The sequence below is a fragment of the Photobacterium malacitanum genome, assembly GCF_900185615.1.
Classification (GTDB): Bacteria; Pseudomonadota; Gammaproteobacteria; order Enterobacterales; family Vibrionaceae; genus Photobacterium; species Photobacterium malacitanum.
Genome location: NZ_FYAK01000001.1, coordinates 947,556 through 961,824, shown reverse-complemented (window position 1 = coordinate 961,824; position 14,269 = coordinate 947,556). Strand labels below are relative to the sequence as shown.

The following is a 14,269-nucleotide window of genomic DNA, read 5'->3' as shown; positions in this document are numbered from 1 at the left end:
TCTATGCAAATATATATTATGCGTCACGGCGAAGCCGAAAATTTTGCAGCCAGTGATGCTGAGCGCCCATTAACCGCACGCGGTATTGCGCAATCACAGCAAATGGCGACATTACTCGCATCACATTTGAATGGTGAGTTGGATCGAGTATGGGTTAGTCCATATTTACGTGCGCAACAAACGTGGCAAGCAATGGCTGATAGCTTACCGTCTCCAACACGAGTCGACAGTGTTGAAGATATTACGCCTTACGGTGATGCAGAAACAGTGGCTGAATATATTCAGGCGATCATTGAGACAGAGCAACCACAATCATTGTTATTGATTTCACATCTGCCATTAGTCGGCTATTTAACCGCAGAATTGGTCGCAGGTGTTCAACCGCCAATGTTTTTAACCTCTGCGATTGCCGCGATTGAGTACGATCCTCAAACGGGAACCAGCAGCTTGTTATGGCAACAGCAGCCACATAAATAATGGATAACCACCATGACTAAATTAGCAATAGTTACCGCTATAGGACTATTATTTCTGACAGGCTGCAGTGTTGGCGAGCCTGTGCGACTGTCTGCTAACGGAATGGTGAAGTGGTCTGATGGACGCACAGAGGGGATGCATGTTTCACAAACGGGCAGTAGCTTAACCTTTGTTAACCACTCCAATGAAGTTGGTGCTCCGCCCTTAGTTATTTTTGCGCGTATTGATAGTGCCCGTAATGATAACTGTGAGTACTTTTACGTTGAAACCGCGGTTAAAAAACGTCTAAAAGTCTGCGAGACAGGAGAAGTGACGTTATTTAACCATGGTAAAGTAGTGAATGTAGGCCATATGGTAAAACCGAGATATTAGCGTTCAGGAATATCAATCAACACTAATAATGCACCTGCGCCACCAAACTCTAGTGGCGCTTGATGAAACGCCATCACATCTGGATGTTGGGCTAACCACATTGGCGCTTTTTGTTTGAGAATATGTTTACCTATACCATGCATAACGCAAGCACATGACACATGTTCTTTGATGCACGCTGCAATCATTGCCGCAAGCTCACGTTTTGCTTCTAGTTGTGTCATTCCATGCATATCTAGGTAAATATCAGGAACATACACACCACGTCGAAGCTTTTTCACTTCATATTTAGACACACCTGTACGTGCATATTGCGTAGGGCCAGTGTCGCTAAGATGCGGCTCAAACTCATCAGAGAAGTAAAACTCATGATTTTGGGTCTCTTTGCCCATCACTTTTGCTTTATCCGCTTTAGAGTTCTGTTGACGTGGCGCGATTATGGTATCATGCGTGAACTTTTTTACGCCTTTTACTTCTGCCTTGAAGAGATTGAAATCATCTTCAAGCTGTGAATCTTTATTACTCATAATGAAATTCCAACAATTGTATAGTGGTATTGTAGCGTTTATCGGAGGCTATTTTGGATAAGATTTTTGTCGACGAAGCTGTCAGCGAACTTCACACATTGCAGGACATGCTACGTTGGACGGTAAGCCGTTTTAATGCTGCTGGCCTATTTTACGGTCATGGTACAGACAATGCATGGGATGAAGCTGTGCAACTGGTACTACCGACAGTTTACTTACCGTTGGATGTTCCAGCGGAAGTGCGTAATTCTCGTTTAACAAGCAGTGAGCGTCATCGCATTGTTGAACGTGTAATGCGTCGCATCAATGAACGTACACCTGTTTCATACTTAACGAATGTTGCCTACTTTTGCGGTATGGAGTTCTTTGTTGATGAGCGTGTACTTGTGCCACGTTCACCAATTGGCGAGCTCATTGAAAACCGCTTTGAACCTTTTTTACAACAAGAGCCAACACGGATCATGGATCTGTGTACGGGAAGTGGCTGCATTGGTATAGCTTGTGCGCACATGTTCCCTGAAGCAGAAGTCGATATCGTTGATATTTCGACAGATGCACTTGCTGTTGCTGAACAGAATATAACGGATCATGGTCTTGAGCAGCAAGTGATTCCGCTTCGTTCTGATCTTTTACGTGATATTCCAAAAGATAAATACGATCTTATCGTGACTAATCCGCCGTATGTTGATCAAGAAGATATGGACAGCCTACCAGAAGAGTTCCGTCATGAGCCAGAGCTAGGTTTAGCCGCAGGCAGTGATGGTCTAAAGTTGGTTCGCCGTATTCTTGCTAATGCGCCAGATTACCTGAAAGAGAACGGTATTTTGATTTGTGAAGTTGGCAACTCAATGATCCACATGGAAGAGCAATATCCGCATATTCCATTTTTGTGGTTAGAGTTTGCTAATGGTGGTCACGGCGTGTTTATGTTAACTCGTGAGCAGCTAGTTGATTGTGCTGAAGATTTTGCTCTTTACCGCGATTAATTAACCCCAAGCTTAATCAATACTGGTAATAACAATAAAAAATCAGCCATAGATTATGGCTGATTTTTTTATGTTTGTGCGCTTAGAATTATTTAATTAATTCATCATCACTGGTGTCTTGTTCAAGCCATAAGGCATTAATTATCGCAAATGAACATGCGAGCAAAATACCTAAAAACCACGCTAAATACCACATTGTGTGTTTATTCCTTAGTACAGTGACGTCTTATTGTCTTCGATATATTTGGTATCAAGACGACCAAACATTTTGTAGTAACACCATGAGGTGTATGCCAAGATCACCGGTACCATTACAAACGCCACAATGGTCATAATATGTAATGTGTATTCTGATGAGGTCGCGTCCCAAAGAGTTAGACTTACATTTGGATCTAAACTTGACGGTATAATAAATGGGAAAGTTGCAAACCCAAACGTTAATACCACGCCTACAGCGGTTAAGCTTGAACATAAGAAGGCAAAGCCACCACGATCTGCACGTGAACAGATTGCTGTTAGTAATGGCATTACAACCGCCAATATTGGTGCAATCCATAAAATAGGGTGATTATGGTAGTTAGTGAATAACCCTCCCATTTGACGTGCAACTTCTTTAGTTAATGGATCGGATGCTGCATTGGGTAATACTTGTGATGTGATCACATAGCCATTAATGCCTTGAGCAACAAAACCTGCAATAACAAATAATATTGCCATTAAGATCGCCGAAATGACGGCAACATTACGTGCACGAGCATGAATAGCCGCGGTTGTTTTCAATTGCAGGAATGTTGCACCTTGAGTGATGATCATCAGTAAACTAACACCGCCACACAGTAACGCAAATGGGTTTAATAATTGATAAAATGACCCGTGATAAGTCGAAATCATAAATTCATTAAGCTCAAACGGCACACCTTGCATCAGGTTACCAAACACGATACCAAAAACAATCGGTGGCACAATACTGCCGACGAAGATCGCTTTGTCCCACAAATTACGCCATTGGCTATTAGGCAGCTTAGAGCGGTAATCAAACCCTAATGGGCGTAACCATAACGATGCTAATGCCAAGATAAGTACCACATAAAAACCAGAGAACACTGTCGCGTAAACTAATGGCCATGCTGCAAATAAGCCACCACCGGCAGTGATAAGCCACACTTGGTTACCATCCCAGTGTGGTGCTATGGCGTTAATCATTACGCGGCGTTCGGTATCGGTCTTACCAATAAATGGCGACAACATACCAACACCCATATCAAAGCCATCAGTAATTGCAAAACCGATGCATAACACACCGATTAATACCCACCAGATAACTCGCAAGCTTTCATAATCAAACATTACTTTGTGCCTCCCAGCTTATGCTTCAACCTGATGTGTTAGCGCATCTTTGGTATTATTCGGTTGTTCAAAATGATAACGACCGGTCTTTAAACTGCTCGGACCTAAACGGGCGAATTTCACCATCAAGTAAGCCTCTGCAATAAAGAACAAAGAATAAAGCACAATAATTACCGCCAGTGAGAACCATAGTTGTGATGGTGCTAAGTGAGATGCCGCCATATTTACCGGTAGAATTTCACCAATAGCCCATGGTTGACGACCATATTCTGCCACAAACCAACCCGCTTCAATCGCAATCCAAGGTAAAGGAATGCCATAAAGCGCTGCTTTAAGAATCCATTTATTGGACGTGATTTTATGCCGACATGATTGGAAAAATGCAGCAGCAACAATGGCAAACATTAAGAAGCCAGCACCAACCATAATTCTAAAGCTAAAGAATAACGGCCATACACGCGGTATAGAGTCATTCGTCGCTTGCTGAATTTGCTCTGGTGTCGCATCAACAACGTTGTTAGTGTAAGGCTTCAATAACAGCCCATAACCTAAGTCACCTTTTACTTCATTAAAGGCGGCGATATCGGTGGGATTTTTATCACCTGAACGTAATTTTTGCAGTAACCCATAGGCAACCATACCGTTACGAATACGCACTTCATGTTGTTTTTTAAGATCACTAATGCCTGTCACTTGAGTATCCAGTGAACGGGTTGCGATAATCCCCATTAAATATGGAATCTTAATCGCGTATTCAGTTTCCATCTTATCTTGGTTAGGAAAACCAAATGCAGTGAAAGCAGCAGGAGCGGGTTCGGTATGCCATTCAGCTTCAATCGCAGCGAGCTTGGTTTTTTGAACATCACCAAGTTCATAGCCAGATTCATCACCCAATATCATTACTGCAATAATTGCCATTAATCCAAAAGAGGCTGCAATGGTAAATGAGCGACGGGCAAAGCCAAGATCACGGCCTTTTAGCATGTAAAATGCACTCACACCCAGTACGAACATTGAGCCACAGACATAACCTGATGCGACGGTGTGAACGAATTTAACTTGCGCCACAGGGTTAAAGATAACCTCTGAGAAGCTGATCATTTCCATGCGCATGGTTTGGTAGTCAAAATGTGCACCAACTGGATTTTGCATCCAGCCATTGGCAACCAGGATCAACAATGCAGACAAGTTAGAACCTAAGGCAACTAGCCATGTCACTGTAAGGTGCTGGCGTTTTGAAAGTCGATCCCAACCAAAAAAGAACATACCGATCATGGTTGATTCTAAGAAGAACGCCATCAAAGCTTCAATTGCTAATGGCACGCCAAAAATATCACCCACATAATGAGAATAATAAGCCCAGTTAGTACCAAACTGAAATTCAAAGGTTAAACCTGTCGCCACACCAAGTGCAAAGTTGATGGCAAAAAGTTTCCCCCAAAATTTAGTCATATCCTTATAAACTTGTTTACCGGTTATGACATAAATTGATTCCATTATTGCTAATAAGAACGTCATTCCTAGCGTTAATGGTACAAATATAAAGTGGTACATTGCAGTAAATGCAAACTGAAATCGCGATAAATCAACGACATCGTGTAACATAATAATAAAGCCTTATTTATAATATTAATTTATAAAACTTTAAAAATTAATATTATATTACTAGGTGTTAAATTTATGCTCGGTCATTGTTTGTGAACAATAATTATTATAAATATAACAGCTGTGATTAAATAGAAACGTATTATAAACAACAAATTACCACTGTTTAATTATATTAAGTCGTGTATTTTGCAATCTAAAAAACGTATTTCAAGGTGTATGTAATATATTATATTGTTATTGTTTTTTTGTGTTATCAATTAGCATGGTAAATGTAAATTGGTGACAATATATATTAGAGTGGGTGTTGTTTACTATTTTATTTTTATTTATTAGGGGTTAAGAAAAACTGAAGTGTTATTAAAAGAAGCGGGGAGAGCAGTAATATTTAATAAAGTAAGTGTTGTTGATATGTTATTTTGTTATTTGTTTCGTACAATATTGTTTTAATACTCACTCCATAGAAAATATGGAGTGAGTTAATCAGCGATGTTATTTTACGCTTTATGCTGTGCTTGTTTTTCTTTTAATGCTGCCATCACTGTTGATTGGTGTTGTAAGTAATCTTCTAAACCAATGCGACGTAAATCACATGATGGACAATCACCACAACCATCACCGACGACACCATTATAACAAGTTAGAGTTTGCTCACGAACATAGTCTAATTTGCCATACTGATCAGCCAGTGCCCATGTTTCAGCTTTATTAAGCCACATTAATGGGGTTGCGATAGTAAATTGACGATCCATACCGAGCACTAACGATTGATTAAGTGAACGTACAAACTCATCGCGGCAATCAGGGTAGCCAGAAAAATCGGTTTCACACACACCTGTGATCACCGTTTCAGCCCCAATTTGATACGCATAAATACCGGCTAAGGTTAAAAATAAAATATTGCGCCCAGGCACAAAAGAGTTGGGTAAGCCATTGGCTTGTAATTCATGCGAAACAGCAATGTTATCCCGGGTTAGTGAACTAATCGCAAGCTCGCCTAATAAACTTACATCCATGACTTTATGGGCTGCTACTCCAAGATCTTTGGCGATATGCTCAGCAATTTCGATCTCTAATTTATGGCGTTGACCATAGTCAAACGTAATACAGTGCACTTCATCGTAGTGCGCTAATGCTTGAATTAGGCAAGTGGTTGAGTCTTGACCACCACTGAAAACAACAACAGCTTTTGTCATTATGAATATCCTTTATAAGTGATTACCGATAAACAGTCGGTACAACAACATGCTAATAATGGTGTTATTAACATGAGGGGCTATGCTAACCCAGCTGTTGACGATAGAAAAGTAGCGATCACAAATAGCGTAGATAAAAAAAAGCCGCACCAAAAGAGGGCGGCATAAAAATAAACAAAATATGGAATCCATGTGCAGTTAAGCAACCGAAGTGCAGAGGGTACTTAGCCTGTACTCATATTTGTTTAAAGACACAAAATACTAAAAAGGGGAGCTGGCGCTGTAGCTAACCAGCTCAAGGGGTTGTTTGTTGGCTATATTGCTTGCCATGTTCCTGTTTGTTGTAGCTGTTGTAATTGGGCAAAGTAAGCACTGGTATCACCAATATTGGCAGCGATCCATTCGTCATTGTAATAAGTATCTAAATAACGCTCACCGCTATCGCACAATAACGTCACAATGGAACCTGTTTCACCACGTTGTTTCATTTCAGCCGCTAATTGCAATACGCCATACAGGTTAGTGCCTGTTGATGCGCCCGCCTTACGGCCAATAATATGTTGTAGCCAATGTACTGTTGCCACACTTGCAGCATCAGGAATTTTTCGCATTTCACTGATTACATTAGGAATAAAACTTGGTTCAACCCGTGGTCGACCAATACCTTCGATACGGCTACCAGAATCTAAAGTAATCGTTGCATCTCGATTGATGAAATAGTCATAGAACACTGAGTTTTCAGGATCAACCACACACAATTGGGTTGGATGCATTTGGTAACGAATATAACGACCAATTGTTGCTGATGTACCGCCAGTGCCTGGGCTCATCACTATCCATGTTGGAATAGGAAAGCGCTCAAATTTCATTTGATTAAAAATGCTATTGGCAATGTTGTTGTTACCACGCCAGTCAGTTGCACGCTCAGCATAAGTAAATTGGTCCATATAGTGACCATTTAATTCTTTTGCTAGGCGGCGTGATTCATCATAAATAGCTGCCGAAGAGTCAACAAAATGGGCCTTACCACCGTAAAATTCAATTTGTTCAATTTTTTTACGGGCTGTTTTACGTGGAACGACAGCAATAAAAGGCAGCCCGAGTAAACGTGCAAAGTAGGCTTCAGAGACAGCTGTACTACCAGATGATGATTCAATCACTGTGGTATCTTGATTGATCCAACCATTACATAAGGCATATAAAAACAGTGAACGCGCTAAACGATGTTTGAGACTTCCAGTAGGATGAGTACTTTCATCTTTTAGATAAAGATCGATACCTTCAAGGCTTGGAATATCTAATTTAATTAAATGGGTATCAGCAGAACGTTGGTAGTCAGCTTCAATCACTTTTATTGCGTTACTGATCCAAGCATTTTGCTCTTGTACGGTATTTACTGTCATCGTCATAGTATTACCTCTTTGCTTAATTCGAATCCATCGAGTGTTTACTTAATCAACTCCCTTGAAGCAACTGGGTATATAGTAAACATAAATACGGGGAAAAACATTGCCTTGTTTGCTATTTATTGAATTATAAATAGAAGGTTTTTCTACTTTTTGTTTTTTTATTGCAATTTGGTGCTATTTAATATTCATTTTATGGAATATGAGTATCATTGTTTCCGTTGTGTATAATCAAATGTTACCACTTTATAGCGCAAATCAAAGCGCGTTTACTGTTAATTCGCCCTAATAAACTGACACTGATCGTCATAATGGATGATTTTTTTTGCCTCTTCGCTGAATAAGAGGTATTTTTTAGTAAGTATTTACCCTTTTGTTGTAATTGGTGGAATGAATGGCAGTTTTAGATAGTGTTGATAGAACGTTATTACGTTTGTTACAAGATGATGCAACCATGCCGTTGGCTGAGCTTGCAGACGCTGTGAATTTAACAACCACACCCTGTTGGAAACGACTAAAACGTCTTGAAGAAGATGGTATTTTACGGCAACGGGTTGCTTTGCTTGATCCGGTCAAATTAGGTATCGCATTTACTGCTTTCGTGCAAATAAAAACCAGCAATCACTCGCAAGATTGGTTTAATCATTTTGTTACGACTGTGACAGATTTTCCTGAAGTGATGGAGTTTTATCGTATGGCGGGAGAGTATGATTATATGATGAAAGTACAAGTTGCGGATATGCAGGCTTTTGATAATTTATATAAAAAGTTAGTGGCTTCTGTTGCTGATCTGACTAATGTGACTTCCACCTTTGCTATGGAACCACTTAAATATACCACTGCCTTACCTGTTTAAATATTGTATTTATACTAAAAATAACCCCGAGTCATTATCAATAGTGGCTCGGGGTTATTTTTAGGCAGTACAACGAGTGTGCATTAACGCTGGCGAATCAGTCCTTCCTGTACTGCTGTTGCGACTAATTGCCCTTGTTGGTTATAAATCTCACCTCGAACAATACCGCGTGACCCGCTGGCTGATGGACTATCAATGACATACAGTAACCACTCATCGACTTTAAATGGGCGATGGAACCACATTGAGTGGTCAATAGTAGCAACCTGCATACGAGGGCTGAACAATGTCACGCCATGCGGGTGGAGTGAGGTAGTTAAAAATCCCCAATCAGAGGCATAAGCCAGCATATATTGGTGAATACTTAAGTCATTTGGCATCTCACCATTGGTTTTGATCCATAAATATTGTTTAGGATCTTCAATGGTCGGTTTTAATGGATTAACCACCGTCACTGGACGCACTTCAATTGGACGCTTGTGACCAAAGGTTTCAACAATCTTTGGCGGTAAATATTGGGCTACAGATTCAACCAATTCACTTTCAGAGGCTAAACCTTCAGGCCCTGCAACTGTTGGCATTACCGATTGGTGTTCAAATCCAGATTCATCAATTTGGTACGATGCGGTTAAGTAAAAGATAGGGCGACCATTTTGAATCGCTTTAACACGACGAGTACTAAAACTTTTGCCATCACGTAGGGTCTCTACGTCATAAATAATCGGCTTTTCTGGGTTGCCAGGTAACAGAAAGTAGCTATGAAAAGAATGTAAGTGGCGATCTGGATCTACCGTTTGTTGTGCTGCAGACAAAGACTGACCAATAACTTGACCGCCATATACCTGTGGCAAACCTAAATTTTCACTTTGGCCTCGAAAGAGTTCACGTTCAATTTGCTCTAATTGCAGCAGAGTGAGTAGTTCATCTAATTGTTTGCTCATGGTATATCCTGAAAAATAAAAACTAAAACAATGGTAAGCCTATTTAACTTTAGTGCCAATATGCCTACGAGTGCCCTTGCCAACGATAATAGCGCAGTGATAGCCGTCCGCTATCGGATACTTCAACCTGTTCTGCTCGCAATGCAGTAATTTGTCTTGCGAGTGCTTCACCGGTTAATGATATACGACCTTGGCTGTTAATCACGCGATGCCAAGGAATTGTTGACCCTTCGGGTAAGGTTGCCATTAAGCGACCGACATGACGAGCATAACCGGGATAACCGGCAAATTTTGCTATATCGCCATAGGTTGAAACTCGCCCAAATGGAATTTGATAGACTTGGCTATAGATTTGATTGGAAAAGTCGTCCATATTTATAAGTAGCCGTTAACAAATATACTCGGTAAATAGTAAATAATATGCTTGTTATATAATAGCGGCTCTATCTTTTTAGACAACAGGATAACGCAAGGAGGTGTTGCCATGTTGTATGCTGCTTCATTAGTTGCCGTTAGTTTAATTTTAACGGTGTTAGGTGTAAGTGCTCTTGGCCCAACGGCAGGAGAGCTGCCAGTGTTAGCACTTGCTATTCCCGCGTTGTGGTTATTACCGCAAAGTGGAGTTGCAGGGTGGTTGTTAGTATTTGGACTTGGTGCGTATGGCGCAGTGCTGCCAGAGCAACCATTGGCATTATCTATCAGTTTGTTCATGATGTTACCGATCCTGATGATCTGTACCTCGGCTAAAGGTTGTTGGCAACTTGGTGCTTTAATGGTGTCGATTGTGCTGTCTATGAACGTCGGTCTAATGGCATTACAAGGCGAGGGTAAACTTGAAGGTAGTATTAGTGCTACCGTGATCCAAATTATCGCGATTGGTGTAATTTGGTATGCCGCCCGTTGTTGGCGTCCGATCACTGGTAATACGTGGTGGCCATTGTTTGCTGTATTTCCACTGTGGCTTGGCGGCATGGAAGCGGCAGCGTTAGTTGGATTATGTGTCACTGGCTTAATAGCCGCACTACAAAGCCTAGTTAAAATGCATCATCAAGATTGGATTCCGCGTTTAGCCTGTGTATTACCTGCAATAGGGTTTACAACCTTAGTGGTGCTGCCACAGTTCAGTGTTGCCAATCCTATTTTAGTATCATGGTTGTTAGTGTTAGGCGGCGGCTTATTAGGGGAATCGTTACTGGATGAACCTGAAGAGGAAGATGAATAACACCATCCCTAACAGTGACCAATAGGCTGACTTTATTACAATTTTGTTTTATTTTGCATAAATAATCAGCAGTTAAACAAAAGCGTAAGATAACGGCTTGCATTGTGGGCGAGGTTAATAGATAATCCTTCCCGTTCTCGAAAGAGACAAAGAATCTATGGAGGCCCCCATTGGTCCTCCCGCAACACTAACCTGTGAACTCGGCCAGGCCCGGAAGGGAGCAACCGCAGCAGGCGTCGTGTGTGCCGGGATGTGGCTGGTGGGGGCTTCCACCCATCTAAAATTCAGAAAATCCCCATTCTATCAAATAGTTAATTTAATTATAACTTTCTATAGTGTAGTTCAATATTAGCTTGTCGCTGTTGTTTTTTAATATCTCTTTGTTGTAATCTTCAAACTCTCAAACTCTCAAACTCTCAAACTCTCAAACTCTCAAACTCTCAAACTCTCAAACTCTCAGCGCTGTTAAGCTAAAAAAAACCGACATGGTATTAGCATATCGGCTTTTTTGATTTGAGCTTACTGGTTGCGGTGGTGCTAGTGAATACGACCAATACGGTGGAAGCGAACTCCATCAGGTAACCAGTGTGGCCACATTGAATTTGGATTATGGTTGAACGTAAAGCTGATCCAAATAAAGGTCGCCTTGCCGACTAAGTTTTGCTCTGGCATAAAGCCCCAGTAACGGCTATCTAAACTATTATCTCGATTATCACCCATCGCAAAGTAATGACCTTTTGGCACAACCCATTCGCCCATTGGTGAACCTGGCTGTTGGTAATAACGGTAAAGTTGTTCAGGTAATGCAGGATCACGCAAAATGTGATGATTAACTGTGCCTAGTTGCTCGTTGTATTCATCTAACCGCACCCCTTGCTCTGTAAAGTTAGTTAAGCCCACATATTGTTTCGGCACTTCTTGCGCGACAGGGCAGACTTTTTGACCATTACAAGCAGGCTTAATATACAGGGTTTTGTTTTGGTAAATAACGGTATCACCCGGTAAACCAACAATACGTTTGATTAAATCGATCTTTGGGTTAGATGGATCAATAAATACGGTAATGTCACCACGTTGCGGTTTACCTGTAGGAATTAAGGTTTTGTGGAAAATAGGATCACGGAGTCCGTAAGCGAATTTTTCTACCCCAATAAAATCACCCGGCAGCAAGGTTGGTTGCATTGAGCCACTTGGAATTTGAAAAGGTTCGATAATAAAAGATCGAATAATCAAAATAGCAAACAACACCGGAAACAGTGAGCGTGCTTGATCAACCCAACCAGATCGACTCTGTTGTGGCTGCTCTTTACGTTTTGGTTGCCAAACGAACTTATCTAACGCGAACACAATACCTGTTATTAGAGTCGCGAGAGTAAGAATGAGTGAGAACAATTCTGCGGCGTTGAATACTGAAAGCATGTGCAATCTCAAAAATGTGTAAATAGAATAATCTATAAATAATAGTACTGCTTATTGAACATGATTCAGCTGCTAAATAAAATGGTCAGATTTTGTAAACTATGATCTCACTAAACTCTTAAGTTAGTCTGATAGTGTATGCACTCAGCCCATTATTCGTCATCTCGAAAGTTGAGGAACGAAGCTATCCGTGATCTATTCAAAGCGTGCTTGAGCCTTAAAGAAGCCAATGAATTTTATTGATGGGGTGACACCAAGGATAATGCTCGACTTATTTTGAGAATCACCCTTGATGATATTTGCAATATTTATATAAGGTGGATTTGGCTACTTGATATTTCAAATAGGTGTTGGCTGCGCGGTGCATATCCTTATCTGTTATAACTACGCTTTCTCTGCAGCTGACTCTATATGATTAACTGCGGAGCCTAAGATAAAATGGCAAAGAGTGGCAAACCCAAAGAGTACAATTTGAGTTTTCCCCAACACTTCATTTGGAATAACAAGCATCAAGATATTAATTACCACATTCACAACCAAACCAAATGCAACCAAGACTGTTAAATAAAAACTCACTGCTGATGTTTTCTTAGGCTTATTAGTTTTTGCCAATGCTGTCGCTAACTTCACTATTAACTGCCCATACACGATAGTTGCTGCAATTCCCCAATCAGGAAGCATATAAAATGAACCTGTAGCGCCTTGTGCACTTCGAACAATAAGTATTATGATAAAAGGTAAAATTACGAATATATAATCAGCAACTAAAGCAAGAAAGTTACTATTTGCTGTCTTCACGTAATTTCTCCGCTTCCTCAATACGAATTTGAAGATCTTTACCTTTAATTACCCGTTCAATATGCATTACTCGATGTTGCTTGTGTGTGTACACTTTAGAGCCTTTAAGCCTAATAGCTTGATAACCAACAAAAGCAATTAATGCATCTCCAGGGTCTAAATGGCCTAATTCACAACTTTGATAACGTTCAAGCCATTCTTTATGTTCAATTGGAGCTGAGAAAGAGATATTTCTTTCAACACTTTTAAAATCCCACTGTGAATCACCTAGAAATACAGGTTTCCTGACAAGCAAGGTTTCAATTTTTTTTATATCAGTACGATCTTCAATGAAAAGTTCATCAACTTCTTTGTTGAATTTAACTCGAGTATTAAGACATATAACATTACTCACTTCAGGAGTTAAAATATCTATTGTCTCTCCATCGACAAGCAATTCAGAGGCTTTACATAACCCTTTAATATCTTTGGCATACTGGTAACGATCAATGTTTACTTGATTGGGGAACTGAACAGCACCATGAGCTAACAATTCGTTCTCAACACCTTTAACTGCAATATCTATCGTTTCTTCAGTATCAACACTTTCCAAGTCAACCATTGAGTTAGCAATATATCTTGGGATTGATGATAGTGCGTTCGCAACTTTATCTAATCCAGATTTACATTTGATGATACTTTTTAGAGAACCAATTTCAACCCCAGAAAGTTCATAAGAAAAATTGAGGTCTGCATCAATTGATTTACCAACTGTGAACGTTAGATTTTCAAACGCTGTAACATAAGCAGCCATCGCTAAAAACACCCGATCCGGTCGGCCTGTTGAAGGTTTATAATCAAGCCGAATCTCAAATGAACTTTCGTACAATCTATATCTCCTTACACCATTCTAAAAAAGTAGTTATAACAACTTATTATATTAACAACGTGCTCGAATTTGCCCTTTAAAATGCGCTCGTATGTATATCTTCATAATATAAAAACCATTATAAATCAGATACATTTTTAGTTATTAATCCCGAGAGTAATCACAAAATAGGGCACTAATATATTTAATTTGAAAACCCAACGCGCTGTGAGTAGATTCCCTATTCCGTTCGTAACCTCACTGTAGGGA

At 40.3% G+C, this 14,269-nt stretch carries 16 protein-coding genes and 1 other RNA gene; 6 read left to right on the top strand and 11 right to left on the bottom strand.

What is annotated here, in order from left to right; genetic code table 11:
- Positions 1–3 precede the first annotated feature (3 nt).
- Together sixA and PMAL9190_RS04280 are read left to right on the top strand one after the other, a co-directional pair.
- Positions 4–477 carry a phosphohistidine phosphatase SixA gene (gene sixA, locus PMAL9190_RS04285; RefSeq protein WP_087844059.1) on the top strand — a complete coding sequence of 158 codons (474 nt, stop codon included), beginning with the start codon at positions 4–6 and terminating at the stop codon, positions 475–477.
- A gap of 12 nt (positions 478–489) precedes the next feature.
- On the top strand, positions 490–849 hold the full coding sequence (locus PMAL9190_RS04280; RefSeq protein ID WP_087844058.1) for a hypothetical protein: 360 nt from the start codon (positions 490–492) through the stop codon (positions 847–849).
- Here PMAL9190_RS04280 and smrB read toward each other — a convergent pair.
- Positions 846–1,376: an endonuclease SmrB gene (gene smrB / locus PMAL9190_RS04275; protein ID WP_065166426.1), complete on the bottom strand. Its 531-nt coding sequence runs from the start codon at positions 1,374–1,376 to the stop codon at positions 846–848. The two genes, PMAL9190_RS04280 and smrB, sit on opposite strands and share 4 nt — an antisense overlap.
- A gap of 53 nt (positions 1,377–1,429) precedes the next feature.
- Here smrB and prmB point away from each other — a divergent pair, with 53 nt between their 5' ends.
- On the top strand, positions 1,430–2,362 hold the full coding sequence (gene prmB / locus PMAL9190_RS04270; protein WP_087844057.1) for a 50S ribosomal protein L3 N(5)-glutamine methyltransferase: 933 nt from the start codon (positions 1,430–1,432) through the stop codon (positions 2,360–2,362).
- An 88-nt stretch (positions 2,363–2,450) separates the two neighbouring features.
- Here prmB and cydX read toward each other — a convergent pair whose 3' ends face one another.
- The 5 genes from cydX to PMAL9190_RS04245 form a co-directional block, all read right to left on the bottom strand.
- Positions 2,451–2,558 carry a cytochrome bd-I oxidase subunit CydX gene (gene cydX / locus PMAL9190_RS04265; protein ID WP_060997036.1) on the bottom strand — a complete coding sequence of 36 codons (108 nt, stop codon included), beginning with the start codon at positions 2,556–2,558 and terminating at the stop codon, positions 2,451–2,453.
- Between the two features lie 14 nt (positions 2,559–2,572).
- Positions 2,573–3,709 carry a cytochrome d ubiquinol oxidase subunit II gene (cydB, locus tag PMAL9190_RS04260; protein WP_087844056.1) on the bottom strand — a complete coding sequence of 379 codons (1,137 nt, stop codon included), beginning with the start codon at positions 3,707–3,709 and terminating at the stop codon, positions 2,573–2,575.
- An 18-nt stretch (positions 3,710–3,727) separates the two neighbouring features.
- Positions 3,728–5,314: a cytochrome ubiquinol oxidase subunit I gene (locus PMAL9190_RS04255; protein WP_065166423.1), complete on the bottom strand. Its 1,587-nt coding sequence runs from the start codon at positions 5,312–5,314 to the stop codon at positions 3,728–3,730.
- Positions 5,315–5,811: 497 nt separating this feature from the next.
- The gene (gene queC / locus PMAL9190_RS04250) at positions 5,812–6,510 is read right to left on the bottom strand and encodes a 7-cyano-7-deazaguanine synthase QueC (RefSeq protein WP_087844055.1); all 699 of its coding nucleotides are present in this window, start codon (positions 6,508–6,510) and stop codon (positions 5,812–5,814) included.
- 314 nt (positions 6,511–6,824) lie between these two features.
- Entirely contained in the window at positions 6,825–7,913 is a 1,089-nt protein-coding gene (locus tag PMAL9190_RS04245; protein ID WP_200813376.1) for a PLP-dependent cysteine synthase family protein, read from the bottom strand.
- 397 nt (positions 7,914–8,310) lie between these two features.
- On the opposite strand from PMAL9190_RS04245, the gene PMAL9190_RS04240 reads away from it, so the two are divergent.
- Entirely contained in the window at positions 8,311–8,772 is a 462-nt protein-coding gene (locus PMAL9190_RS04240; RefSeq protein WP_087844053.1) for an Lrp/AsnC family transcriptional regulator, read from the top strand.
- Between the two features lie 83 nt (positions 8,773–8,855).
- Here PMAL9190_RS04240 and tesB read toward each other — a convergent pair whose 3' ends face one another.
- The gene (gene tesB, locus PMAL9190_RS04235; protein WP_087844052.1) at positions 8,856–9,713 is read right to left on the bottom strand and encodes an acyl-CoA thioesterase II; all 858 of its coding nucleotides are present in this window, start codon (positions 9,711–9,713) and stop codon (positions 8,856–8,858) included.
- A gap of 64 nt (positions 9,714–9,777) precedes the next feature.
- Positions 9,778–10,086 (bottom strand): MGMT family protein, encoded by a 309-nt coding sequence (locus tag PMAL9190_RS04230; protein ID WP_065166418.1) that lies wholly within the window; start codon positions 10,084–10,086, stop codon positions 9,778–9,780.
- Between the two features lie 111 nt (positions 10,087–10,197).
- Between PMAL9190_RS04230 and PMAL9190_RS04225 the strand changes: the two genes are divergently transcribed.
- Positions 10,198–10,935, top strand: coding sequence for a VP0952 family biofilm-associated protein (locus PMAL9190_RS04225; RefSeq protein WP_087844051.1), 738 nt, complete (start codon positions 10,198–10,200; stop codon positions 10,933–10,935).
- A 168-nt stretch (positions 10,936–11,103) separates the two neighbouring features.
- Positions 11,104–11,200, top strand: an RNA gene (gene ffs, locus PMAL9190_RS04220) — signal recognition particle sRNA small type.
- Between the two features lie 272 nt (positions 11,201–11,472).
- On the opposite strand, the gene lepB is transcribed toward ffs, so the two are convergent.
- The 3 genes from lepB to PMAL9190_RS04205 all read right to left on the bottom strand — a co-directional run bounded on the left by lepB (position 11,473) and on the right by PMAL9190_RS04205 (position 14,020).
- The gene (gene lepB / locus PMAL9190_RS04215) at positions 11,473–12,354 is read right to left on the bottom strand and encodes a signal peptidase I (RefSeq protein WP_065166416.1); all 882 of its coding nucleotides are present in this window, start codon (positions 12,352–12,354) and stop codon (positions 11,473–11,475) included.
- A gap of 384 nt (positions 12,355–12,738) precedes the next feature.
- Positions 12,739–13,152 (bottom strand): hypothetical protein, encoded by a 414-nt coding sequence (locus PMAL9190_RS04210; RefSeq protein WP_087844050.1) that lies wholly within the window; start codon positions 13,150–13,152, stop codon positions 12,739–12,741.
- Positions 13,136–14,020, bottom strand: a complete 885-nt coding sequence (locus PMAL9190_RS04205; protein ID WP_087844049.1) for a hypothetical protein — start codon at positions 14,018–14,020, stop codon at positions 13,136–13,138. Before PMAL9190_RS04205 ends, PMAL9190_RS04210 begins: the two co-directional genes overlap by 17 nt.
- Between the last annotated feature and the right edge of the window lie 249 nt (positions 14,021–14,269).

Bases quoted from the DNA above. Each gene is read 5' to 3' on its own strand.
- lepB (WP_065166416.1), bottom strand. From the start codon at position 12,354: ATGCTTTCAGTATTCAACGCCGCAGAATTGTTCTCACTCATTCTTACT.
- smrB (WP_065166426.1), bottom strand. From the start codon at position 1,376: ATGAGTAATAAAGATTCACAGCTTGAAGATGATTTCAATCTCTTCAAG.
- PMAL9190_RS04230 (WP_065166418.1), bottom strand. From the start codon at position 10,086: ATGGACGACTTTTCCAATCAAATCTATAGCCAAGTCTATCAAATTCCA.
- tesB (WP_087844052.1), bottom strand. From the start codon at position 9,713: ATGAGCAAACAATTAGATGAACTACTCACTCTGCTGCAATTAGAGCAA.
- PMAL9190_RS04245 (WP_200813376.1), bottom strand. From the start codon at position 7,913: ATGACAGTAAATACCGTACAAGAGCAAAATGCTTGGATCAGTAACGCA.
- cydB (WP_087844056.1), bottom strand. From the start codon at position 3,709: ATGTTTGATTATGAAAGCTTGCGAGTTATCTGGTGGGTATTAATCGGT.
- sixA (WP_087844059.1), top strand. From the start codon at position 4: ATGCAAATATATATTATGCGTCACGGCGAAGCCGAAAATTTTGCAGCC.
- PMAL9190_RS04255 (WP_065166423.1), bottom strand. From the start codon at position 5,314: ATGTTACACGATGTCGTTGATTTATCGCGATTTCAGTTTGCATTTACT.
- cydX (WP_060997036.1), bottom strand. From the start codon at position 2,558: ATGTGGTATTTAGCGTGGTTTTTAGGTATTTTGCTCGCATGTTCATTT.
- PMAL9190_RS04225 (WP_087844051.1), top strand. From the start codon at position 10,198: ATGTTGTATGCTGCTTCATTAGTTGCCGTTAGTTTAATTTTAACGGTG.
- PMAL9190_RS04280 (WP_087844058.1), top strand. From the start codon at position 490: ATGACTAAATTAGCAATAGTTACCGCTATAGGACTATTATTTCTGACA.
- PMAL9190_RS04240 (WP_087844053.1), top strand. From the start codon at position 8,311: ATGGCAGTTTTAGATAGTGTTGATAGAACGTTATTACGTTTGTTACAA.
- queC (WP_087844055.1), bottom strand. From the start codon at position 6,510: ATGACAAAAGCTGTTGTTGTTTTCAGTGGTGGTCAAGACTCAACCACT.